General features: G+C 75.6%; 16 protein-coding genes. 10 read left to right on the top strand and 6 right to left on the bottom strand.

All coding sequences use genetic code 11. From position 1 onward, the window contains the following. Positions 1-136: 136 nt before the first annotated feature. A complete protein-coding gene (locus ACGF15_RS01305) occupies positions 137-2,971 on the bottom strand; it encodes a BTAD domain-containing putative transcriptional regulator (RefSeq protein WP_392796527.1) in 2,835 nt (944 codons plus the stop codon). 99 nt (positions 2,972-3,070) lie between these two features. Between ACGF15_RS01305 and ACGF15_RS01300 the strand changes: the two genes are divergently transcribed. After that, positions 3,071-4,627 (top strand): MFS transporter, encoded by a 1,557-nt coding sequence (locus ACGF15_RS01300; RefSeq protein ID WP_392796526.1) that lies wholly within the window; start codon positions 3,071-3,073, stop codon positions 4,625-4,627. Between the two features lie 69 nt (positions 4,628-4,696). On the opposite strand, the gene ACGF15_RS01295 is transcribed toward ACGF15_RS01300, so the two are convergent. Together ACGF15_RS01295 and ACGF15_RS01290 are read right to left on the bottom strand one after the other, a co-directional pair. Next, positions 4,697-5,560 carry a LysR family transcriptional regulator gene (locus ACGF15_RS01295; protein WP_392796525.1) on the bottom strand — a complete coding sequence of 288 codons (864 nt, stop codon included), beginning with the start codon at positions 5,558-5,560 and terminating at the stop codon, positions 4,697-4,699. A gap of 1,042 nt (positions 5,561-6,602) precedes the next feature. Next, on the bottom strand, positions 6,603-8,210 hold the full coding sequence (locus ACGF15_RS01290) for an aldehyde dehydrogenase (NADP(+)) (protein ID WP_392796524.1): 1,608 nt from the start codon (positions 8,208-8,210) through the stop codon (positions 6,603-6,605). A 146-nt stretch (positions 8,211-8,356) separates the two neighbouring features. Between ACGF15_RS01290 and ACGF15_RS01285 the strand changes: the two genes are divergently transcribed. Genes ACGF15_RS01285 through ACGF15_RS01265 form a run of 5 tightly spaced genes read left to right on the top strand, consistent with a single transcriptional unit; the run spans position 8,357 to position 13,112 of the window. After that, positions 8,357-9,517: an NAD(P)/FAD-dependent oxidoreductase gene (locus ACGF15_RS01285; protein ID WP_392796879.1), complete on the top strand. Its 1,161-nt coding sequence runs from the start codon at positions 8,357-8,359 to the stop codon at positions 9,515-9,517. Continuing rightward, positions 9,514-9,771: a (2Fe-2S)-binding protein gene (locus ACGF15_RS01280; RefSeq protein WP_362611110.1), complete on the top strand. Its 258-nt coding sequence runs from the start codon at positions 9,514-9,516 to the stop codon at positions 9,769-9,771. Before ACGF15_RS01285 ends, ACGF15_RS01280 begins: the two co-directional genes overlap by 4 nt. Beyond that, positions 9,764-11,203, top strand: coding sequence for an FAD-dependent oxidoreductase (locus ACGF15_RS01275; RefSeq protein ID WP_392796523.1), 1,440 nt, complete (start codon positions 9,764-9,766; stop codon positions 11,201-11,203). The genes ACGF15_RS01280 and ACGF15_RS01275 overlap by 8 nt, the downstream gene beginning before the upstream one ends. 9 nt (positions 11,204-11,212) lie before the next feature. Further along, entirely contained in the window at positions 11,213-12,109 is an 897-nt protein-coding gene (locus ACGF15_RS01270; protein ID WP_392796522.1) for a dihydrodipicolinate synthase family protein, read from the top strand. Position 12,110: 1 nt separating this feature from the next. Next, positions 12,111-13,112 carry a proline racemase family protein gene (locus ACGF15_RS01265; protein WP_362611106.1) on the top strand — a complete coding sequence of 334 codons (1,002 nt, stop codon included), beginning with the start codon at positions 12,111-12,113 and terminating at the stop codon, positions 13,110-13,112. Between the two features lie 30 nt (positions 13,113-13,142). On the opposite strand, the gene ACGF15_RS01260 is transcribed toward ACGF15_RS01265, so the two are convergent. Beyond that, complete coding sequence (locus ACGF15_RS01260; RefSeq protein WP_362611103.1) at positions 13,143-13,853, bottom strand: GntR family transcriptional regulator; 711 nt, start codon at positions 13,851-13,853, stop codon at positions 13,143-13,145. 405 nt (positions 13,854-14,258) lie between these two features. Here ACGF15_RS01260 and ACGF15_RS01255 point away from each other — a divergent pair, with 405 nt between their 5' ends. From ACGF15_RS01255 to ACGF15_RS01245, 3 genes are all read left to right on the top strand, one after another. Next, on the top strand, positions 14,259-16,559 hold the full coding sequence (locus ACGF15_RS01255; RefSeq protein ID WP_392796878.1) for a M9 family metallopeptidase: 2,301 nt from the start codon (positions 14,259-14,261) through the stop codon (positions 16,557-16,559). A gap of 294 nt (positions 16,560-16,853) precedes the next feature. Next, a complete protein-coding gene (locus ACGF15_RS01250; RefSeq protein WP_345608569.1) occupies positions 16,854-17,030 on the top strand; it encodes a hypothetical protein in 177 nt (58 codons plus the stop codon). Between the two features lie 391 nt (positions 17,031-17,421). Further along, positions 17,422-18,315, top strand: a complete 894-nt coding sequence (locus tag ACGF15_RS01245; RefSeq protein ID WP_345608567.1) for a lytic polysaccharide monooxygenase — start codon at positions 17,422-17,424, stop codon at positions 18,313-18,315. A gap of 140 nt (positions 18,316-18,455) precedes the next feature. On the opposite strand, the gene ACGF15_RS01240 is transcribed toward ACGF15_RS01245, so the two are convergent. Both ACGF15_RS01240 and ACGF15_RS01235 read right to left on the bottom strand, forming a co-directional pair. Further along, positions 18,456-19,310, bottom strand: a complete 855-nt coding sequence (locus ACGF15_RS01240; protein ID WP_392796521.1) for a ketose-bisphosphate aldolase — start codon at positions 19,308-19,310, stop codon at positions 18,456-18,458. A 39-nt stretch (positions 19,311-19,349) separates the two neighbouring features. Continuing rightward, positions 19,350-20,363, bottom strand: coding sequence for an SIS domain-containing protein (locus ACGF15_RS01235; protein WP_392796520.1), 1,014 nt, complete (start codon positions 20,361-20,363; stop codon positions 19,350-19,352). A gap of 302 nt (positions 20,364-20,665) precedes the next feature. Here ACGF15_RS01235 and ACGF15_RS01230 point away from each other — a divergent pair, with 302 nt between their 5' ends. Continuing rightward, positions 20,666-21,463 carry a DeoR/GlpR family DNA-binding transcription regulator gene (locus tag ACGF15_RS01230; protein WP_345608561.1) on the top strand — a complete coding sequence of 266 codons (798 nt, stop codon included), beginning with the start codon at positions 20,666-20,668 and terminating at the stop codon, positions 21,461-21,463. The last annotated feature ends 38 nt before the right edge of the window (positions 21,464-21,501 follow it).

Genomic DNA, 21,501 nt, shown 5'->3' with positions numbered 1-21,501 from the left:
CGAGTAGGGCGTATTCGAGTAGGCAGCGAGAACGAATACGCCCTCGCTCCGGGATACGCCGCCGGAGCGGGCCGGAACACCGCAGCGTGCAGCCCGCCGCCCCCGGGCGGAGCCGGTCGCGGCCGTGGCGGTTCGGTCACGCCCGGGTGAGGAGGTCCAGTTCCGCCCGCGCGGCCGCGGCGTGCCCGGCGTGGCCCGAGGACCGGCTCTTGGCCAGGGCCCGGTTCAGGTGGGACACGGCGGCGTCCCGGTCACCGCGGAGCCGGGCGGCGTGCCCGAGGCCGATCTCGGCACGGATCTCGCCCCGGTGGTAGGCGCGTTCGCTCGACACGGACAGCGCGCGCTCGTACAGCTCCGTCGCCCGCTCGGTGAGGCCGCCGGCCAGCGCGGTCCTGCCGAGGAAGACCAGTGTCTCGGCGACCTCGGTCCACAGGCCGAGCTCCTCGGCCATCAGGAGGCCCTCGCGGTGCAGCCGTTCGGTCCGTGCGCGCTCGCCCTCGCGCTCGGCCGCCAGCGCCAGGGAGCGGGTGGCCCGGAGCTGGCCCCAGCGGTCGTCGACCTCGCGGAACAGCGCGGCGCCCAGCTCCGCGGACCCGTCCCGGGCCGGGGCGTGGCCCGCCAGCTCGACCAGGGCCGCGGCCTCGCCCCAGGGGTCCCGGGCGGCGCGGGCGCCGGCCAGGCTCGCCTCCACCAGCCGCCGCCCCTCGCGGTGGTGGCCCTGGCCGGTCAGCCCGGTGCCGACGAACCACTGGAGCCGGGCCCTCAGCACCGGGTCCTCGATCCCGGCGGTGGGGTCCTCGCCCGCCGGGCCGGGCACGACCTCGGCCTGCGAGGTGCGCAGTTCCACACCGGCCAGCCAGACCCGTGCCGTCAGGCGCGCGGCCGGGGCGGCGCCGGCGTCGGCCGCCAGCGCCGTCCGCAGCGACCTGCGGGCCTCGGGCAGCCGCCCCCGCAGGAACCAGTACCAGGCCAGCGCGTTCACCAGCCGCACCGCGTACCCGGCGGGCCCCCCGGCGACCGCAAGGTCCAGGGCACGGCGCAGATTGACGGTCTCCGCGTCGAGGCGTTCCAGGGAGCACCGCTGGTCCGGGCCGCGCAGCCGCTCGCTCTCCCGCTCGGCCGACTCGGTGCAGTACCGCACGAAGCGCCCCCGCACGGCGCTCTCCTCGTCCGTCTCCGCCAGCCGCTCGGCGCAGTAGGCCGCCACCGATTCGAGCAGCCGGAACCGGTCGCCCTCACGGACCACGAGCGAGCGGTCCACCAGCCGGGAGAGCAGATCGGGAATCCGCCCGGCGGGCAGCTCCCCGTCGGCGCAGACCGCCTGGGCGGAGGGCATGACGCAGCCGTCGGCATGCACGACCAGGCGGCGCAGCACGGTGCGCTCGTCCGGCGTCAGCAACTGCCAGCTCCAGTCGAGCATGCCCCGCAGCGTCTGCTGGCGGTCCGGGAGCCCGCGCACGCGTACCTCGGGCCGGGCGAACCGGTCGTCCAGCCGGGCGGCGAGCTCCCCGGGGCTCAGCGTCCGCAGCCGGGACGCGACGAGTTCCAGGGCGAGCGGAATGCCGTCGAGGCGAAGGCAGATGGTGGAGACCGCCGCCGCGTTGTCCGCGTCCAGGACGAAGCCGGGCGCCGCCGCGGCGGCCCGCTCCACGAACAGCTCGACGGCGCTGGACCGGGCGACCACCTGCGGATCGGTGTCCTCCGGCAGCGCCAGTGGCGGCACCGGGTGCACCACCTCGCCGGGGACGTCCAGGGCCTCCTGACTGGTGAGCAGGAGGTGGGCCGCCGGCACGGCCGACAGCAGGGACCTGGTGAGCACGGCGACCGACTCGACGAGGTGCTCGCAGTTGTCCAGCAGGATCAGCAGCTGCTTGTCGGCCACCGCCTGGCACAGCCAGCCCACCAGGTCGTCCAGGTCCGGTTCGGTCGCCGCCGTCTCGCACAGGCCCAGCGTCGTGATGACGCGCTCGGCGATGTCGTCCGGGGCGGACGCGGCGCCCAGGCCGGCCAGCTCGACCAGCCACACCCCGTCGGCGTACTGCCCGGCCGCGTCGCCCGCCGCAGCGATGGCCAGCCGCGTCTTGCCCACCCCGCCGAGGCCGGTGAGCGTGACGAGACGGCTGCTCGCGCCGGGGTCCAGCCGGGCCAGCACCTGCGCGGCAGCCTCACGCCGGCCGATCAGCGGGGTCAGCGGGGCGGGCAGGTTCGTCCGGCACGACCGCGACCCGATCGCCGGTGTGGCCAGGTGAGGTTCCTGGTGCAGGATCGCCTCGTGCAGCGCCGCGGCCTCCGGACCGGGCGAGGTCCCCAGCTCCTCGGCCAGCTCCCGGCGCAGCACCTGGAAGCTCTGCAGCGCGTCGCCCTGCCGACCGGAGCGGTACAGGGCGCGCATGTGGGCCATGCGCAGCCGCTCGCGCAGCGGGTGCCGTGCCACCAGCGTCCCCAGTTCCGCCGCCAGCGCCGTGTGCTCGCCCAGGGTCAGCCGGACCTCGGCGTGGTCCTCGACGACGGCCAGGCGCAGCTCCTCCAGCCGGGCGATCTCACTGCGGGCGAACAGGGGCTCGGCCATGTCCGCGTAGGCCGGGCCCCGCCACAGGGCGAGCGCGTCGGCGAACAGGTCCGCCTTCACCGACGGCTCCCGGTGGGCGCGGGCGCGGTCGGCGAGCTCCTGGAATCTCAGCGCGTCCACCACGTGGTCCGCGAGCTGCAGCCGGTACCCGGCGGGCTCGCGGACCACCTGCTCCCGGCCCAGCACCCGGCGCAGCTGGGAGATCTTGGTCTGCAGGGTGTTGGTGGACCCGCCCGGCGGGTTGCTCGCCCACAGGTCCTCGATGAGGCGGTCCGCCGGCACCGGCCCGCCGCCGTGGACGAGCAGGTCCGCCAGCAGGGCGCGCACCTTCGCTTCGGGGACCCTGACCGGCCGTCCCTCGGCGTCCCAGACGGCCAGCGGGCCGAGCACCCCGTAACGCATGGCCGCAGTCTATCGCCGAACGACCCTCAGGAAACCGTGCGCGGTGGGCGGCACAGTGGCGACCGCAGGCCGACGATCCGGGAAAGAGCAGGGAGAGCCATGAGCACAACGACCGCAGGCAGGGCGGGAGCCCGGGAATGGGGAGGGCTGGCCGTCCTGTCGTTGCCCACCGTGCTGCTGGGCCTCGACGTCACCGTGCTGTACCTGACCCTCCCCTCACTGGCCGAGGATCTGCGCCCGTCCGGCACCCAGGAGCTGTGGATCATGGACGCCTACGGGTTCCTGATCGCCGGCTTCCTCCTCACCATGGGCACGCTGGGCGACCGGATCGGCCGCCGCCGGCTGCTGATGATCGGGGCCGCGGCCTTCGGGATCGTCTCGGTGCTGGCGGCCTACTCCACCAGCGCCGACATGCTCATCGCCGCGCGGGCGGCCCTGGGGGTCGCCGGTGCCACGCTGATGCCGTCCACGCTGGCCCTGATCAGCAACATGTTCGCCGACCAGCGGCAGCGCTCCCTGGCGATCGGTGTCTGGGCCACCAGCTTCGCGCTCGGCATGGCGCTCGGCCCGGTGGTCGGCGGGGCGATGCTGAACCACTTCTGGTGGGGTTCGGTGTTCCTGCTGGCGGTGCCCGTGGCGATCGTGCTGCTGGTGGCCGCGCCGCTGCTGATCCCCGAGTACTCGGCGCCACGGAGCGGCAGGTTCGACCTGATCAGCGTGACGCTGTCGCTGCTCGCGGTCCTGCCGGTGGTCTACGCGGTGAAGCGCTTCGCCAAGGACGGCCTTGATCTGCCGATGCTCCTCGCCGCGCTGGTCGGCGTGGTCTTCGCGGTGCTGTTCGTCCGCCGGCAGGACAGGCTGGAGAGCCCGCTGCTGGACGTGCGCCTGTTCGGCAACCGTACGTTCAGCGCGGCCCTGAGCGTGCTGCTCGTGGGCCTCGTCGGCGTCGGCGGCTCGATGCTGCTGATCACCCAGCAGCTCCAGTTCGTGGAGGGGCTGGCGCCGGTCGAGGCGGGGCTGTGGATGGGCCCGCCCGCCCTGATGATGTTCCTGGCCGCGATCGGCTCGCCCCTGGTCGCGCGGCGGGTGCCGCCGGGCCTGGTGGTGGCGGCCACCCTGGTGCTGTCCACGGTCGGGTACGGGCTGCTCGCCCTGGTGGGCCCCTCGGGCGGCATCGCGCTGATGGTCGTCGGATTCGGCCTCGTGTACCTCGGGCTCGGGGCGATCGCGGCCCTGGGCACCGACCTGGTGGTCGGGGCGGCGCCGCCCGAGAAGGCCGGCTCGGCCTCGGCGATGTCGGAGACCGTGCAGGAACTGGGCCTCGCGCTGGGTGTGGCGATCCTGGGCAGTCTGGCGACTGCGGTCTACCGCAGCCGGATCGACGACCAGATCCCCGTCGGCACCCCGTCGGACGTGGCCGACGCCGCGGGCGACAGCCTCGCCGGCGCCGTCGCCTCGGCCCAGCAGCTGCCCGCCGGCTGGCTCGACCTCGCCAAGGAGGCCGCCACCTCCGGCATGAACACGGCGATGCTGGTGGCCGCGGCGTGCACCGTGGTCCTGGCGGTCCTGTCCGCCGTCGTGCTGCGGCACGTCGGAGTCATCGGTGACGGGCCGGAGCCCGCGGCGGAGTCGCTTCCGGCGGAGTCGCAGGTCTGACCGGCCGCGTCCCGCGCCTGTCGCCCCCGCTCGCGGGGGCCACGGGGGCGGGGCGCGCCCCTCCCCGGCCTATGCGGCCCCCTCCGCCACCACGTCCCGCGCCAACTGGATGAAGGAGCGCAGCGCCGGATGGCGATTGTTGGAAGCCCAGACCAGGTACACCGGCACCGCGGGCGCGTCCCGCAGGGGGAGGTAGCTGATCTCGGCGTGCGGGTGCATCCAGGCGGTGGAGGCCGGGGTCACGCCGATCCCGAGACCGGCGGCGATGTAGCTCTGCCAGTCGTCGATCGTGTCCACCTCCACTGCCACCACGGGCTGCCCGCCCTCCTCCCACAGGTCGAGGTTGGTGGTGCCGGAGAAGGAGTTGATCACCAGCGGGTACTCGGCCAGGTCCCGCAGCAGCACCTCGTCCCTGCCGATCAGCGGGCAGCCCGGGGGGACCGCGACGACCCGGGGCTCCATGAGGAGCAACTCCTCGTGCAGACTGCACCGTCCGGTGCGCGTGCGCATGATCGCCACGTCCGACTGGCCGGTGGTGAGCCCGCCCGCGGGGTCGTCGACCCGCTTCAGGCGCACCAGGACCTCGGGGTTCGCCTCCCGCCACTGGCGCAGTATCTCGCTGGTGTACACACCGATCGCCGACCAGGCGTGCCCCACCCGCAGGGCACGGACCCGGTGCAGGTCCGAGCGCATGGCGTCGTCGAAGGCGGTGACGGCCGCATCCGCCTTGGCGCAGAACAACTTTCCCGCCACGGTGGGCTGCACCCCCTCCGCGGAGCGTTCCAGCAGGGTCTGCTTCACGTGGCGCTCCAGCTCTGCGAGTCTGCGGGACACCGCGGACTGGGCCTCGTGCAGACGGATCGCGGCCTTCGACATGCTGCCTTCGTCGACCGCCGTGAGGAACGTCCTCAAGTGGTGGATTCCCACAGCCATGACGCTGCTGTCCTTTCGCGAGAGGAGTACTTCGCAGAGGAGCGGAAGGGGTGCACGCGGGCCGTACCGACGCGCGTTCGAGGGGGACGGGGACGCGTCGGGCAGGGGGCGCCGGTACGCCAGGGCGGGAAGGCCGCCGCACGGGAACCCGCGGCCTGCGCCGGGGCCCGGAGGCGTACCCGGTCAGAAGCGTGCAAGCGGCCCCGGACATCGGAGGAAGCGCGCCTCTGCGCCTGTCGTCCGCCGGTTCGCCCGCGGTGCCGGTGTCAGCGGCGGCCCCGGCCCCGGCCCCGTACTCCACTCCGCGAGGCCGTCCCGGGCAGCCCGCCCTCTCCCCACCGCAGCACCGGTGCCACGCCGCCCGCTCCACAGGCCGGCCCCGGAGGCGGGCCGATTCCCTTGAGGGGGCTGAGAGGTGTCCCCAGGGCCGGTCCTCGGCAGGAGACCGGCCGTGGCTCTTCGGGTCACGTCATCGCTTTCCAGGAGAACGGCACACGTGGACCACCCCGCATGGGCATCGAGGGAACGACGAATATCGGCATGTAAGGGGACCCTGGCGCCGACGAAACACCCACTGCCCGCGCCCCGGCGGCTTCGGTCCTCAGTGTGACCGGTGGCGCTTAAGTGTTCAACGGTGTTTCGACGAAGGACCGATATACACCTGCCACGAGATTCGCGTCCGGGTTGTGTGAAGCGTTGGGGCGAAGCGTTTCGGTGCAGGTGGGAAGCGGGGTGCGGCCGTTGGAAACAAGGATTGCCGAGCGATAGGGGCCGGTCCGGGTGGCAGGAACGGAGTGTGTGTCGTCCGGAATGGCGAGAAGTCGGCGCGTCCCTTTTCGGACACCGGTCGTGTGCCCTTCCGGGCCTCTGATCCGTACGCGAGCGGGCCGTCCAGGGGGAGTTGAGGACCGGTCGGATCGCCGCCATGTCAGGGTATAGTGCCAGTAAAGAGCGTGCCGGTCCGTGTGGTTCACGAATCCATCCGCGGAGGCCCGGGAAACGGCACGGCGTACCGGCGCTCCTTTTCGTTCCCCGGTGAATTTCACGTAGGGCGGGGGTATTCGCACCGGGCGCAGGGCGTGGCGCGGGGCGTGGTGCGGGCCGCGTCGGCCTCCGGCGGATCGGCGTCCCGGAGTTCGGGGGGCAGCAGGGTGCCGGGGAAGGACTGGTAGCAGACCGGGCGCAGCCAGCGTTCGACGGCGAGGGTCCCGACGCTCGTCGTGCCGGGTGAGGTCGTCGCGGGCCACGGGCCCCCGTGCACCATCGCGCGGCTGACCTCGACACCGGTCGGCCAGCCGCCCCACAGCACGCGGCCCGCCCGCTCCTCCAGCACCGGCAGCAGCCGCGCCGCCGTGGCCCCGTCGGCCTCCGTCCCGTGCACCGTGGCCGTCAGCTGCCCCTCCAGGCCCTCCAGCAGGGAGAGGAGCTGCCGCGTCCCGGCCCAGCGCACCACGAGCCCCGCCGCGCCGAAGACCTCTCCGCGCAGGTCCCGTTGGGCGGTGTACACGGCCGCCTCGCAGCTGAAGAGGGCCGGGGCGGGCGCGTACCGGCCCTGACCCGGCGCGCCCCGGGCCACCTCCCGCACCCCGTCGACCGCAGCCCACCGCCGCACCCCCTCGGTGTACGCGCGGCAGACGCCCGGTGTGAGCATGACCTGGCCGCGGGTGCTCCGCACGGCCCGCGCCGCGGACGTGAGGAAGGCGTCGCCCGCCGGCCCGGCCGGAAGCAGCAGCAGGCCGGGATTGGTGCAGAACTGCCCCGCACCGAGGGTCAGCGAGGCCGCGTAGCCCTCGGCCGCCCGTTCCGGATCGGCGAGCGCCCCGTCGAGCACGATCACGGGGTTGACTGCGGAGAGTTCCGCGTGGACGGGGACGGGCACCGGGCGCGCCCTGGCCGCGGCGAGCAGGGCCAGCCCCCCGGCGCGCGATCCGGTGAAGCCCACCGCGGCGATCCGAGGGTCCCTGACCAGGGCGAGGCCGACCCGGTGCGCGCGGCCCACGAGCAGCGAGAACACACCCGGCGGCATCCCCGTGCGCTGGGCGGCGGCCGTCAGGGCACGGGCCACGGCCTCGCCGGTGCCGGGGTGCGCCGGGTGCGACTTGACCACGACGGGGCACCCGGCGGCCAGTGCGGAGGCCGTGTCGCCGCCCGCGACGGAGAACGCCAGGGGGAAGTTGCCCGCGCCGAAGACCGCCACCGGGCCGAGCGGGATCCTGCGCAGCCGCAGGTCCGTCCCCCGGGCCGCGGGGTCGGTCCGGGCGCCGGATACCGCCCCGTCCCTGACCAGTTCGGCGAAGAGCCGCAACTGCCCGCAGGTACGCGCCCGTTCACCGGCGAGACGGGCCGGCGCGAGCCCCGTCTCGCGGGCCGTGAGCTCCAGCAGGCTCTCGCCGAGTGCCTCGATCTCCTCCGCGCAGGCGTCGAGGAAGGCCGCCCGCCGGTCGGGCGGAAGGGCGCGGAAGGCCCGCGCGTCCGCCGCGGCGAGCCGCCCGGCCTCGGCGACCTGCTCCGCCGAGGCGTCGTGCAGGGCGGGGCCGAACGGCTTCCCGGACGCGGCGGCGACCGCGTACCAGGCCTCCCCCGTGCCGGTGACCTCGCGGCCGGCCAGGAGCGAGTGTCCGTTCAGGTGCGGGTGTCCGAGCGGCTTCACGGCGATGCGTCTCCCTCTGCGCGCCGGTCGTCCGGCGCGCCCTCGTCGGGTACCGGGCCCAACTCGCCCGGTTTGCGGCGTTGTCCTCGGATCGGTCGGGTGGCTAGCCTAGGTAATGGCATGTGACATTGCACCAGGGGGTGGGCATGAAGGTCGTCGTGGTGGGCGCGGGCATCGTGGGCGCCGCGTGCGCGTTCCACGCCGCGGCGGCCGGGCTCGATGTCACGGTCCTCGACCGGGGCCCGGTCGGCGCCGGCACCACCAGCCGCGGGGAGGGCAACATCCTCCTCTCCGACAAGAGGCCGGGACCGGAGCTGGAGCTGGCCCGGCTCAGCCGCGAGCTGTGGGACGAGGCCGGCGCCGAACTCGGCCCGCACACCGTCGAACTGCAGGCGAAGGGCGGCCTGGTCGTCGCGAGCACTCCCGGCGCCCTCGCCGGGCTGCAGGTCTTCGCGACGCGCCAGGCGGCGGCCGGCGTCCGCACCGAACGCGTCGGCTGCGCCCGGGACCTGGAGCCGCACCTCGCACCCGGCCTGCCCGGCGGCGTCCACTACCCCCAGGACGCCCAGGTGCAGCCGGTGCTCGCGGCGGCCGGGCTGCTGGGTGCGGCGCGTCGGCGCGGCGCCCGGGCGCGGACCGGCGAGGCCGTCGCCCCCGTCACCGGACGCGGCGGCCGGATCCGCGGGGTCCGCACCGCCGACGGCGCGGTGCTGCCCGCCGACGCCGTGGTGAACGCCGCGGGGACCTGGGGCGGCGAGGTCGGCCGCCGGCTCGGTGCCCCCGTCGAGATCCTGCCGCGCCGCGGTTTCGTCCTCGTCACCCAGCCGCTGCCGCCGATGATCCGTCACAAGGTCTACTCCGCCGACTACGTCGCCGCCGTCGCCTCCGACAGCGCCGGGCTGGAGACCTCCTGCGTCGTCGAGGGCACCCGGGCGGGCACGATCCTGATCGGGGCCAGCCGCGAGCGCGTCGGCTTCGACACCGCCATGGACCCGGCCGTGGTCGCCGCGCTCGCCGCCGGGGCGTGCCGCCTGTTCCCCTTCCTGCGCACCACCCAGGTGATCCGCACCTACCGGGGCTTCCGGCCGTACTGCCCGGACCACCTGCCGGTCGTCGGCCCGGACCCGCGCGTCCCCGGGGTCGTCCACGCCTGCGGCCACGAGGGCGCGGGCGTCGGCCTCGCCCCCGCGACCGGCGCCCTGGTCACCGCCCATCTGCTCGGCCGCCCGTGGCGCGGCGCCGACCCGGCCGCCCATGCCGGGCTGCTGCCCGACCGGTTCCTCACCGGGGAAGGGGCGCCGTCATGACCGAGTGCACCGTGGACGGCGAACCGCTGCCCTTCGTCCCCGGGCAGACCCTGGCCGCCGCCCTCGTCGCCTCGGGCCGGATCGCCTGGCGCACCACCCGGATCGGGCGCCGGCCCCGCGGGGTCTTCTGCGGGATCGGCGTCTGCTTCGACTGCCTGGTCACCGTCGACGGCAGGGGCGGGCAGCGCGCCTGCCTGGTGCGGGCCCGCAGAGGCATGACCGTCACGACCGGGATGGAGGACGGCGATGAGTGAGGCGGGCGACCTGGTGGTGGTGGGCGCGGGCCCGGCGGGCATGGCGGCCGCGGCCACCGCCCTGCACGGCGGGCTGCGCGTCACCCTCCTCGACGCGGGGCCCGCGCCGGGCGGCCAGTTCTGGCGCCGCCCCGTGCGCACCGCGGGCCCGGCCGCCGCGCGCGCCGCGGACCCGCGCCACGGACGGCGCACCTACCGGGCGCTGTCCGCCGCGCTCTCCGCACACCGGCGCACCGGACGCCTCACCCTGCTGACGGACCACCACGCCTGGACCGCCGCCCGCGCGGAGGACGGCTTCACCGTGCACGCCGTGGACCGCGGCCGGGCGCCCGAGGAGACCGCCGTGGCGCTGCGCGCCCCGGCCCTGCTGGTGGCGACCGGAGCCTACGACCGCCAGCTCCCCTTCCCCGGCTGGGACCTGCCCGGAGTGCTCACCGCGGGCGGGCTGCAGGCCCTGCTGAAGGGCGGGGGAGTCCCCGCCGGGGCCCGGGTGGTCCTCGGGGGCACGGGGCCCTTCCTGCTGCCGGTCGCCGCGGCCCTCGCCGCGGGCGGAGCGAAGGTCGCCGCCGTGTGCGAGGCGTCGGGGCCCTCGGCCTGGGTGCGCCGCCCCGGACCGCTGCTGCGATGCCCCGCCCGGTGGGCCGAGGCCGCCCGCTACGCGGCGGCGCTCGCCCGGCACCGCGTCCCCGTCCGCACCCGCACCGCGATCACCGCGGCCGAGGGCACGGGGCGGGTCGCCGCGGTGCGCACCGCCCTGCTGGACGCGGACGGCAGCCCGCTGCCGGGCACGGAGCGCACGATCGCGGCGGACACCGTCGGCGTCGGCTGGGGCTTCGTCCCCCAGCTCGACCTCCTGGTGACCCTCGGCTGCCCCCTCGCCGACGCCGGCGACGGCAGCATGGCCGCTGCCGTCGACGGCGGCCAGCGCACCGGTGTGCCGGGCCTCTACGCGGCGGGCGAGACCTGCGGCGTGGGCGGTGCGGCCCTCGCCGTGGGCGAGGGCCGCCTGGCGGCGGTGTCGGTGCTCGCCGACCTCGGGGCGCCGGGGCGGCCGAACCCGCGGCGCCTGGCGGCCGGGCGCGCCGCGGTGGCCCGGCACCGGGCCTTCGCCCGTGCGGTGGCAAGGGCGCACCCCCTGCCGCCGGGCTGGTCCTCCTGGCTGACCGACGACACCCCCGTCTGCCGGTGCGAGGAGGTGACCGCCGGCGCGGTCCGCTCGGTCTGCGCCGACGGCTCGGCGGCCGACCACCGGCAGGTCAAGCAGCTGACCCGGGCCGGTATGGGGTGGTGCCAGGGCCGGATGTGCGGGCCCGCCGTGCACGGCCTCGCCGCCCCGGGGCAGCCGTACGCGCCCGCCGAGCGACTGATCGCGACCCCCCTCACCCTCGGTGCGCTCGCCGGACCGGGCGAGCCGCCCTCCGTTCCCAGCTGAGGAGTCCCCATGGCACACGACCGCAGGCCCTGGCACGGCGTCGTCGTCGCGACGAGCCTCCCGTTGAGGCGGGACCTGTCCGTCGACTACGGCGCCTACGGGGAGAGCGTCGCCTGGCTCGCCGAGCAGGGCGTGCACGGTGTCGCCCCGAACGGCTCGCTGGGCGAGTACCAGACCCTGACCGACGAGGAGCGCGACCGCGTGGTGCGGACCGCCGTCGCGCACGCCCCCGAGGGCTTCACCGTCATGCCGGGCGTGGGCGCCTACGGCGCGATGGAGGCGAAGCGGCACGCGCAGGTCGCCCGGGACGCGGGCTGCCAGGCCGTCATGTGCCTCCCGCCCAACGGCCACCGGGCGGGAGACGGCGCCGTCCTGGAGCACTTCGCCATGGTGGCCTCGGCCGGACTCCCCGTCACCGCCTACAACAACCCCGTCGACACCCGGGTCGACCTGCGCCCCGAACTGCTGGCCAAGCTGCACGCCGAGGGGCTCATCGCCGGAGTGAAGGAGTTCTCCGGAGACGTCCGGCGCTGCTACGCCCTCCGCGAGCTCGCCCCGGGGCTCGACCTCGTGGCCGGCACCGACGACACCCTCCTGGAAGCCGCCCTCGCCGGGGCCCGCGGCTGGGTCGCGGGCTACGCCCAGGTCTTCCCCCGGGCCTGCCTCGCCCTCTACGAGGCCGCCCTGGCGGGGGACCTGGACACCGCGCTGCCCCTCTACCGGCGACTCCACCCGGTGCTGCGCTGGGACAGCAGGACCGAGTTCGTCCAGGCGGTCAAGCTCGGCCAGGAGATGACCGGCCGGCCCGGCGGGCCCTGCCGGCCCCCGCGGCAGCCGCTGGCCCCGGAGGCGGAGGCCGTGGTGCGCGCCGCCACCCGGGCCCTCGTCGACGCGGGGGTGCGGTGACATGCGGTCCGTCGCCGTCTACCACGCGGTCGACTCGCACACCGAGGGGATGCCGACCCGGGTCGTCACCGGCGGGGTCGGCGTGCTGCCCGGGGCCACGATGGCCGAGCGGCGGCAGCGGTTCGTACGGGAGCGCGACCGGCTGCGCACCCTGCTGATGTGCGAGCCGCGCGGGCACGCGTCCATGTCCGGAGCGATCCTCCAGCCCCCGACCCGGCCGGACGCCGACGTCGGCGTGCTGTTCATCGAGGTCTCCGGCTGCCTGCCCATGTGCGGCCACGGCGCCATCGGCGTGGCGACGGTCCTGGTGGAGACCGGCATGGTCGAGGCGGCCGAACCGGAGACCGTCGTCCGCCTCGACACCCCGGCCGGCCTGGTGACGGCCCGGGTCGCCGTGCGGGAGGGACGGGCCGAGGCGGTCACCCTGGAGAACGTCGCCTCCTACAGCCATGCACTGGACCAGGTCGTCGACGTCGAGGGCTTCGGCCCGGTCCGCTACGACATGGCCTACGGCGGCAACTTCTACGCCGTCGTGCGCACCGAGGAACTCGGCATCCCCTTCGAACGTGCGGAGAAGCAGCGCCTGCTCGCCGCCGGACTGGCCGTCATGGAGGCGGTCAACACGCAGAACCCGGTGGCGCACCCGGAGGACCCCGCGATCGACGTCTGCCACCACGTCTACCTGGAGGCACCCGGCTCCGGTGCCCGGCACTCCCGGCACGCCATGGCGATCCACCCCGGGTGGTTCGACCGGTCGCCGTGCGGGACGGGGACCAGCGCCCGGATGGCCCAGCTGTACGCGCGGGGGCTGCTGGGGCAGGGGCAGGAGTTCGTCAACGAGTCCTTCATCGGCTCCCGCTTCACGGGGCGGATCCTGGCGGAGGCCACGGTCGGCGGCCGTCCGGCCGTCCTGCCCTCCGTCACCGGCCGCGCCTGGATCACCGGCACCGCGCAGTACCTGCTCGACCCCGCCGACCCCTACCCGGCGGGCTTCACCCTGTGACCTCCCGCGACCCGCGCCCGGACCCCGGGGTCAGCGGGCGCCGGGCCGCCGGGGCGGGGAGACGCGTCCTGCCTGCTGCTTCCGTGCCGCCCACAGGGTGCGCACATGCGCGAGATGGCGGCGCATGAGGTCCTCCGCGCCCTCGGCGTCCCCCGCGATCATCAGGTCGAGCAGTGCGGTGTGCTCCTGGGCCGACGCGACCAGGGCCCCCTCGTGCGAGAGGTCGGCGAGCCCGTAGAGCCGGGAGCGCTTGCGCAGCTCGGCCACCGTCTCGACGAGGCGGGCGTTGCCCGCCAGGGCGAGCAGGTCGAGGTGGAAGCGGCGGTCCGACTCCAGGTAGCCGATCAGGTCGCCGCGCCGCGCGGCGGCCACGATCTCCTCGGCGACGGGCCGCAGCGCCTCCAGCTGCCCGCGCGAGGCGGTCCGGGTCACGCGGCCGACGGTGGGGATCTCGACGAGCGAGCGGATCTCGGTGTACTCGTCCAGGTCGCGCTCGGAGAGCTCGGTGACGCGGAACCCCTTGTTGCGCACGGCCTCGACCATGCCCTCGCGGGCCAGGTCCAGCATGGCCTCGCGCACGGGCGTGGCGGAGACGCCGTACTCGGCGGCCAGCGAGGGCGCCGAGTAGACCACGCCGGGCTGCAGGTCCCCCGCGATCAGCGCGGCGCGCAGCGCGTTGGCCACCTGGTCGCGCAGATGCTCCTGGACGGAGATGAGTTTGCGGCCCGTCAGCTCGCTCATGCGTTCCCCTTCATGCCGTTGACCGCACTCTACAATGTCACGTTGCGCGGCCTTCGTGCCGACTGCCGGCAGGGCGGGGGCGGGCAGGGCCGGTGCGATCGGCCCCCGGTGCGTGGGGGAGGCGGGGGCGCTCGGTGCGCGCCCCCGGCAGGGGCCGCCGGGGGTGCCGGGAGTGCCGTGGCCGGGGGGTTCGCCGTGCCGGGGGAGTCCTGAGGGATCGGGTCGGCCGCCTTCCCTGTGAAGTGTGACCTGTGCCATGGTACATGGCACAGGTCGTGAGCATGTCAATCCTCGCGGTGTGCTGCGTCCCGCCGCCTGCGAGATCCCCGGCCCACGGCCCGTCCGCCCCCGTCGGTCACGTCCCCGCGTGCCCCGATCCCCCATGGGAGGAACCACGTGAGAGCCATGCTCGTCCGCAGAGGTGCGGGTGCCGCACTCCCCCTGGCGCTGGCCGGTGCCATCGGCCTCGCGCTGCTCGCGCCACCGGCCCACGCGCGTCCCGACTCCCCTCCGGCCACCACGGCGCCCGGCCCGGCCCGGCCGTCCCACCCGGCCGCGGCGCCCGCCCCCGCGCCCCGGGCGCAGCAGTCCGCCGGTCCGGACCTCGGCCATGTGGCCGCGGAACGGCTGGCGGCCTCCCAGCTCCCGCCGCTCGGCGCCGACACGTCCCGCCTCAGGACGTCCTACGACGACCACGACGCCTCCCGGGAGCCGGACGCGGCCGTGCCGCCCGTGTCCCCCTCCGCCGCCTGCGATCCGGCCGACTTCACCGGCAGCACCGGCGAGGCGCTGGTGCGCCGCATCAAGGCCGCCGCCACCGCGTGCGTCAACACCCTCTTCGGCCTGACCGGCGAGGACGCCCGACTGGCCTTCCGCGAGGCGCAGATGACCTCCGTCGCCCGTGCGCTGCGCGACGCGTCCGCGGACTACCCCGGCGACCCGAGCACCGGAACCCCGCAGCTCGTGCTCTTCCTCCGGGCCGGGTACTACGTGCAGTGGTACCACCCGGACGACGTCGGACCCTACGGCAGCGGGCTGCGGACCGCCGTCCGCGCGGGCCTCGACGCCTTCTTCGCGAATCCCCGCTCGCGCGACGTCACCGACGCCAACGGCGAGACCCTGGCCGAGGCGGTCACGCTGATCGACAGCGCCCAGGAGAACGCCCGCTACCTCCACGTCGTCGAGCGGCTGCTGGCGGAGTACGACCCGTCCTGGAACACGTCCCGGTGGATGCTCGCCGCCGTGAACAACGGGTACACGGTGACCTTCCGCGGCCACTACTCGCCCGAGTTCGTCGGAGCGGTCGAGGCGGACCCGGGTGTGCTCCACGCCCTGCACCGCTTCGCCGTGGACCACGCCGCCCTGCTCGGCACCGACGAGGCGTACCTGACCTCCAACGCAGGCCGGGAACTCGGCCGCTTCCTCCAGCACGCGAGCCTGCGGGACCGGGTGCGCCCGCTCGCCGCCGACCTGCTCGGTCGGAGCGCCGCCACCGGGCCCACCGCGCCCCTGTGGGTGGGCGTCGCCGAGATGGCCGACGCCTACGACAGCGCCAACTGCTCCGCCTACGGCACCTGCGGCCTGCGGGAGCGCCTGGAGCGGGAGGTCCTGCCGGTCCGCCGCACCTGCGGTCCCGTTGTCCGCATCCTCGCTCAGCAGATGACGGCCGCCCAGCTGGACGCCACGTGCGCGAGCCTCGCGGGGCAGGACGCCGCCTTCCAGCGGATCGTGGGCCACGGCGGTCCGGTCGCCGACGATGGCAACACCGTCCTGGAGGTGGTCGTCTACGACTCCGGCACCGACTACCGGACGTACGCGGGCGCGATGTACGGCATCGGCACCGACAACGGCGGCATGTACCTGGAGGGCGACCCCGCCGCCCCGGGCAACCAGGCGCGCTTCATCGCCTACGAGGCGGACTGGCTGCGCCCGGAGTTCGCCGTCTGGAACCTCAACCACGAGTACACCCACTACCTCGACGGCCGCTTCACCCTGTACGGCGACTTCGCCGCGGCCATGGCCACCCCCACCGTCTGGTGGGTGGAGGGCGTCGCGGAGTACGTCTCCTACTCCTACCGCGGTCTGCCCTACACCGCGGCGATGGCCGAGGCCGCCCGGGGCACCTACGCCCTGAGCACCCTGTTCGACACCGGCTACGGCCACGGCAGCGCACGGGTCTACCGCTGGGGCTACCTGGCCGTGCGGTACCTGCTGGAGAGGCACCCCGCCGACCTGCACAGGGTGCTGGGCCACTACCGGGCCGGGCGGTGGGAGGCCGCCCGGGCCCATCTCACCACGACCGTCGGCTCCCGCTACGACGCCGACTTCGCCGCCTGGCTGGCCGCGTGCGCGGCCGGCGACTGCGGCACCGCCGTCCCCGAGTGCACCGGCGCGGACACCCGGGCCCTCGGCGGGGGGTGCCGCCGCAGCGGCCTCACCGCCGCCGAGGGCGACCACGTCCACCTCTACCTGTACGTCCCGCCCGGAACCGCCCGGCTCACGATCACCTCCACGGGAGGCACCGGCGACCCCGACCTCTACTACAGCGGGTCCGGCTGGGCCACCGCGACCTCGTACACCAGCCGCTCCGCCGGTCCCGGCACCAGCCACGTCCTGACGGTCACCGACCCGCCCGCCGGCTACACCTACGTCAGCCTCCACGCCGCGAGCGCCTTCACCGGGGCCGCCGTCGCCTCCGCGTACTGAGCCCCCGGGCCGGGGCCGCCCCGGCCCGGCGCCGGGTCCCCGCTCCGTGCTCGCCCGGCACCGCGGGGCGGCCCGGGCCCGGGGGTCCCGGCGACCTCCCCGGACGGGCTCTGCCCTGCCGTGGTGACGCAGGGACGCAGGCGGCTCGCCGGCCGCGCGGGACGCAGCCGGGTGCGCGTGGGCACCCGGCCCGGCCGCCGAGCGGGGCCACCCGGACGGATGGTCCCGGGGTGCGGCCGGTCGGCCGCTGGTAAAGGCTCATGGCGCGACGCCCCCCACTCGAAGGAGAGAAACATGCTTCGGCGCATCTCGATCGCTCTTGCCGGTCTGCTCGCTGTCGGCTTCCTCGCCGCCGCCCCCGCCGCGGCGGACCCCGTGGAGGACAGCGGCTGCTGGGGCAGCGGCGGCTACGTCTCGGCCGGCCATGTGAACGTGGCCGGCCTCGGCGCCGTCTGCTGGGATCTCGGCTGACGGCACGGCAGCGGTTCGCAGGCTTCCGGGTGGGTCCCCAGGAGGGGGACCCACCCGGAAGCCGTGTCCGGGGCGGGCCGGGGCGGCGGTGCGCAGCCCGGGCCGGGCGCCCCCGCGCGGCCCCGGGGTCCTCGGCGGCGCCCGCGGCCCCGGTGCCGCGGGCGAGGGCCGGCGGGCGTCCTGCGCGCTGAGACCCCCTCGGGGCCGCGCGGGACGCGCCCGCACACCCCGCTCCGCGCGGGTTCCCGGGGCGGAGGGCCCGCCGCGCACGGCGCGCCCCGATTCCCACCCGCCTCTTGCGCATTGGTATAAACCAATGCCACGCTCTCTCCGGGATTCCGGTCCGGTTCCAACTCCCTTGTCCTGCATGCCGCTTGCAGGTCCCCCATGTATGAGAGAGAGCATCCCCATGCCGTCGTCCCCCCGTGCCCTGCGCGCGTCCGGCGCCCTGGCCGCCGGTCTGTCCGCCGCCGTCCTCGTCCCGCTGGTGCCCTCCGCGGCCAGCGCGCACGGCGCCGTCTTCAACCCGGTCAGCAGGGTCGCCGCCTGCTATGCCGAGGGCCCCGAGAACCCCAGGTCGCAGGTGTGCAAGGACCTCGTCGCCGACTCGGGGACCCAGCCGCTCTACGACTGGAACGAGGTGAACATCGCCGACGCGGCCGGCCGCCACCGGGAGGTCATCCCCGACGGCAAGCTCTGCTCGGCCAACCGCACGAAGTACCGGGCGCTGGACTGGGCCCGCACCGACTGGCCCTCCACGGCGGTGTCGGCCGGTGCCTTCGACTTCAGGATCCGGGTGACCGCCCCCCACTCGGGCACCATGACCCTCTATGTCACCAAGCAGGGCTTCGACCCCACGCAGCCCCTGAAGTGGTCCGACCTCGACCCGAACCCGGTCGCGGTGTACGGCACCACCCGCACCTCCGACCAGGGCTACTACAACTTCACCGGTGACCTGCCCGCCCGCAGCGGACGGCACGTCATCTACAAGGTCTGGCAGCGCAACGACAGCCCGGAGGCCTTCTACAGCTGCTCGGACGTGACCTTCGGCGGCGCCGCCTCGGCCTCCGCCCCCACCGAGGCCAGGATCGCCGCCGGGGCCGAGCTCTCGACGGTCAGCCACGCGGGCCACGGCGGCGACGAGGTCCCGCCGGCGCTCGCCTCCTCGCCCGCCGAGCCCGCCTCCTCCTCGCTCCCGCTCGCCCTCGGCGGCGCCGGGGCTCTCGCGGCCTTCGCCGTCGGCAGCCTCGTCCTCTCCACCCGGATCCGCCGCCGCGCCTCCTGACGGGCCGGCCGGCGGGACCCGGCCGCCGCCGGTCCACCGGCGGCGGCCGGACTCCCGGTGCGCAGGGCAGGGAGCGTCCGCCCGCACGCCGTTCGCCCCTCCCGGAGGAGGGCGGCCGGGTGGGGCGGGTCCGGTCCCGGTCAGGACGTCCGGTGCGGCTCCGCGCCGTGCAGCAGCGCCAGCAGCCGTCCCACCTCGGCGGCCATCGCCGTGCGCGCGGGCCCCAGGTACCTGCGCGGATCGCTGAGCCCCGGGTCGGCGGCCAGCGCGCCGCGCGCCGCACCGGTGAAGGCCCGGTTCAGGTGCGTCGCGATGTTGACCTTGCGCATGCCCGCGGCGACCGCGCGCACCAGCCCGGCGTCGTCGACCCCCGAGGAGCCGTGCAGCACCAGGGGCACGGGCACCGTCTCGCGCAGCCGGGCGATGAGCGCGTCGTCGAGGACCGCGTCCCGGGTGGCCATCGCGTGCGAACTGCCCACCGCGACGGCGAGGGCGTCCACACCGGTCGCGGCGACGAAGGACCGGGCCTCGTCGGGGTCGGTGCGCACACCCGGGGCGTGGGCACCGTCCTTGCCGCCGATCTCGCCGAGCTCGGCCTCCACGGACATGCCGTGGCCGTGGCAGTGCGCGGCCACCTTGCGGGTCCGGGCCACGTTCTCCTCGTACGGCAGCCGCGAGCCGTCGAACATCACCGAGCCGAAGCCCAGGGACACCGCCTCGTGCACCAGCTCGATTGACTCGGCGTGGTCCAGATGGACGGCGACCGGAACGGCCGCGGCCCGAGCGAGGGCCAGCACGGCGAGCCCCACCGGGGTGAGCGAGCCGTGGTAGCGGACGGTGTTCTCGCTGATCTGCGCGACCACGGCGAGGCCCGCGGCCTCCGCCCCGGCCACGACGGCCTCGGCGTGTTCGAGTTGGATCACGTTGAACGCGCCGACCGCGGTGCCGGACTCCGCGGCGCGGCCCAGCAGGCTCTCGGTGGGGCACAGGGGCATCGCGTTCCTCCAGCGGAACGGTCGGGGAGGCGGCCGCGCTCAGGCGCGGCCGCCGTCCAGGACGACGGAGCGGGTGAGGTGGCGGGGGGCGTCCGGGTCGCGCCCGGCCGCCAGGGCCGTCTGCACGGCGAGACGCTGGACGAGCACCAGCTCGGCGAGCGGGTCGCTGCCGGGGTGGTGGACATGGGCGGCGCCCGCCCCGGCGATCTGCGCGGCCAGTCCGCCGGGGACCGGCCCCAGTGTCCACACGACCCGGTTCGGTGCCGCGATGCTGAGGGGGCCGTGCCGGTACTCCATCGCCGGGTACGCCTCGGTCCAGGCGCCCGCCGCCTCGCGCAGCTTCAGCGCCGCCTCCAGGGCGAGGCCGTGGGACCACCCGGTGCCCAGGAAGGTGAACTGCTCGGCGCGCAGCAGGTGTTCGGGCAGCTCGCGGGAGACGGCGGACTCCGCCTGCTCGGCCGCGTCCGCGAGTGGAGCCACCCCCGCGGGCAGCGTGCCGTCGGCCTCCAGCGCCGCCCGCAGCAGGGCGAGGGCGGTGGTGGCGTACCGGGTCTGCACCACGGAGCGCTCGTCCGCGAAGCCGAGCACGGCCGTGCGGTCGGCCGCGGCCGACACGGGCGTGTCCGGGTCGGCGGTCAGGGCGGTCGTGGGACTCGCTCCGCGCACCCGGTCGAGGAGGTCGAGCACCTCCGTCGTGGTGCCGGAGCGGGTGACGGCGAGGATCCTGTCGTAGCGACGGGAGAGCGGGAACTCGGACGCGGCGAAGGCGTCGGTGTACCCGCCGCCGCCCGCCTCGCGCAGCGCCGCGTAGGACTGGGCGACGAACCACGAGGTGCCGCAGCCGACGACGGCGACCCGCTCCCCCCGGCGCGGCAGCAGTCCCCGGAACTCCCCGGCCAGGGCCGCGGCCCGGCGCCAGCAGGCGGGCTGGGAGGCGATCTCCTGTTCGGTGAAGCTCGGGGAGGCGGCGCCCCCGGGCGGGGCGGTGGCGGCAGCGGATGACCGGTCGGCGCCGGGCGAGCCGGCTGCGGACGGCGAGGCGGGGGACGGCATCGTGGCGGGCTCCTCGGACGGGCGGACGGTGCTGTGTGGCGACTGCCTGCGCAATAGTGCGCATAAGGGCCATGAAAAGAGCAGAACTGCGCAGTGTCGGCTCCCGGCAGTATTCAGCAGGCACTGCCCCGCGGTCCAGTGCGGTGCCCCGGATCCCGTTCGATGCCCCCGCGGGGATGACGGAAGGTGCGTGCCGGTGCGCTGTCCCCCTCCGTTTCACGCACGCGCCGCCCTGCGAAGGGTGCGAACCGGCCATGGCCTAGCGTGTCCGTGCCCGGCCCCGGCCCGAAGGAGAGCGAGCCATGTCCAAACACGAGCGGTGGAACGCGCTGCTGGAGCTGCTGGCCGCCGAGGGCCGGGTCGAGGTGGAGGAGGCCGCCGGGGCGCTGCGGGTGTCCCCGGCGACGATCCGCCGGGACCTGGACGAACTCGCCGGGCAGCAGATGCTCGTCCGCACCCGGGGAGGTGCCGTCGCGCACGGGGTCTCCTACGAACTGCCCCTGCGCTACAAGTCGGCACGGCACGCCTCCGAGAAGCAGCGGATCGCCGCGGCCGCCGCGGACCTGATCGGGCAGGGCGAGGTCGTGGGCCTGAACGGGGGCACCACGACCACCGAGGTCGCGCGGGTGCTCGCCCTGAGGGCCGGCGGCGCGCACCGGGACGCGCCGGAGCCCCGGGCGCCCTTCCTCACCGTGGTCACCAACGCGCTGAACATCGCGGGGGAACTCGCGGTCCGGCCCCAGATCAAGATCGTCGTCACCGGTGGCGTCGCCCGCCCCCAGACCTACGAGCTGGTCGGTCCGCTGGCCGCCGGGGTGCTCGGGGAGGTCGTGCTCGACGTCGCGGTCCTCGGCGTCGACGCCCTCGACGCGGAACTGGGGGTGATGACCCGCCACGAGGACGAGGCCAGCGTGAGCCGCCAGTTCGCCGAGCGGGCCCGCCGGGTCGTGGTCGTCGCCGACTCCTCGAAGATGGGGCGGCGGGCCTTCGCCAGGATCTGCGGGCTGGAGCGGGTGGACGTCGTCGTCACCGACGCGGGGATCGACGGCGAGAGCGCAACCCGCCTGAAGGACGCCGGCATCAGGCTCCTCGCCGTCTGAACCCGCTCCGGCCCCCGCCCGTGCCGGTGGGACCGGGC

The organism is Streptomyces sp. NPDC048001, from assembly GCF_043203115.1.
GTDB lineage: Bacteria > Actinomycetota > Actinomycetes > Streptomycetales > Streptomycetaceae > Streptomyces > Streptomyces sanyensis.
The sequence above is the reverse complement of the archived record's forward strand: the minus strand, read 5'-3'. Positions and strand labels throughout refer to the sequence as shown.

Bases quoted from the DNA above. Each gene is read 5' to 3' on its own strand.
- ACGF15_RS01255 (WP_392796878.1), top strand. From the start codon at position 14,259: ATGCTCGTCCGCAGAGGTGCGGGTGCCGCACTCCCCCTGGCGCTGGCC.
- ACGF15_RS01260 (WP_362611103.1), bottom strand. From the start codon at position 13,853: ATGAGCGAGCTGACGGGCCGCAAACTCATCTCCGTCCAGGAGCATCTG.
- ACGF15_RS01275 (WP_392796523.1), top strand. From the start codon at position 9,764: ATGAGTGAGGCGGGCGACCTGGTGGTGGTGGGCGCGGGCCCGGCGGGC.
- ACGF15_RS01280 (WP_362611110.1), top strand. From the start codon at position 9,514: ATGACCGAGTGCACCGTGGACGGCGAACCGCTGCCCTTCGTCCCCGGG.
- ACGF15_RS01285 (WP_392796879.1), top strand. From the start codon at position 8,357: ATGAAGGTCGTCGTGGTGGGCGCGGGCATCGTGGGCGCCGCGTGCGCG.
- ACGF15_RS01300 (WP_392796526.1), top strand. From the start codon at position 3,071: ATGAGCACAACGACCGCAGGCAGGGCGGGAGCCCGGGAATGGGGAGGG.
- ACGF15_RS01240 (WP_392796521.1), bottom strand. From the start codon at position 19,310: ATGCCCCTGTGCCCCACCGAGAGCCTGCTGGGCCGCGCCGCGGAGTCC.
- ACGF15_RS01270 (WP_392796522.1), top strand. From the start codon at position 11,213: ATGGCACACGACCGCAGGCCCTGGCACGGCGTCGTCGTCGCGACGAGC.
- ACGF15_RS01295 (WP_392796525.1), bottom strand. From the start codon at position 5,560: ATGGCTGTGGGAATCCACCACTTGAGGACGTTCCTCACGGCGGTCGAC.
- ACGF15_RS01265 (WP_362611106.1), top strand. From the start codon at position 12,111: ATGCGGTCCGTCGCCGTCTACCACGCGGTCGACTCGCACACCGAGGGG.
- ACGF15_RS01235 (WP_392796520.1), bottom strand. From the start codon at position 20,363: ATGCCGTCCCCCGCCTCGCCGTCCGCAGCCGGCTCGCCCGGCGCCGAC.
- ACGF15_RS01245 (WP_345608567.1), top strand. From the start codon at position 17,422: ATGAGAGAGAGCATCCCCATGCCGTCGTCCCCCCGTGCCCTGCGCGCG.
- ACGF15_RS01250 (WP_345608569.1), top strand. From the start codon at position 16,854: ATGCTTCGGCGCATCTCGATCGCTCTTGCCGGTCTGCTCGCTGTCGGC.
- ACGF15_RS01230 (WP_345608561.1), top strand. From the start codon at position 20,666: ATGTCCAAACACGAGCGGTGGAACGCGCTGCTGGAGCTGCTGGCCGCC.
- ACGF15_RS01305 (WP_392796527.1), bottom strand. From the start codon at position 2,971: ATGCGTTACGGGGTGCTCGGCCCGCTGGCCGTCTGGGACGCCGAGGGA.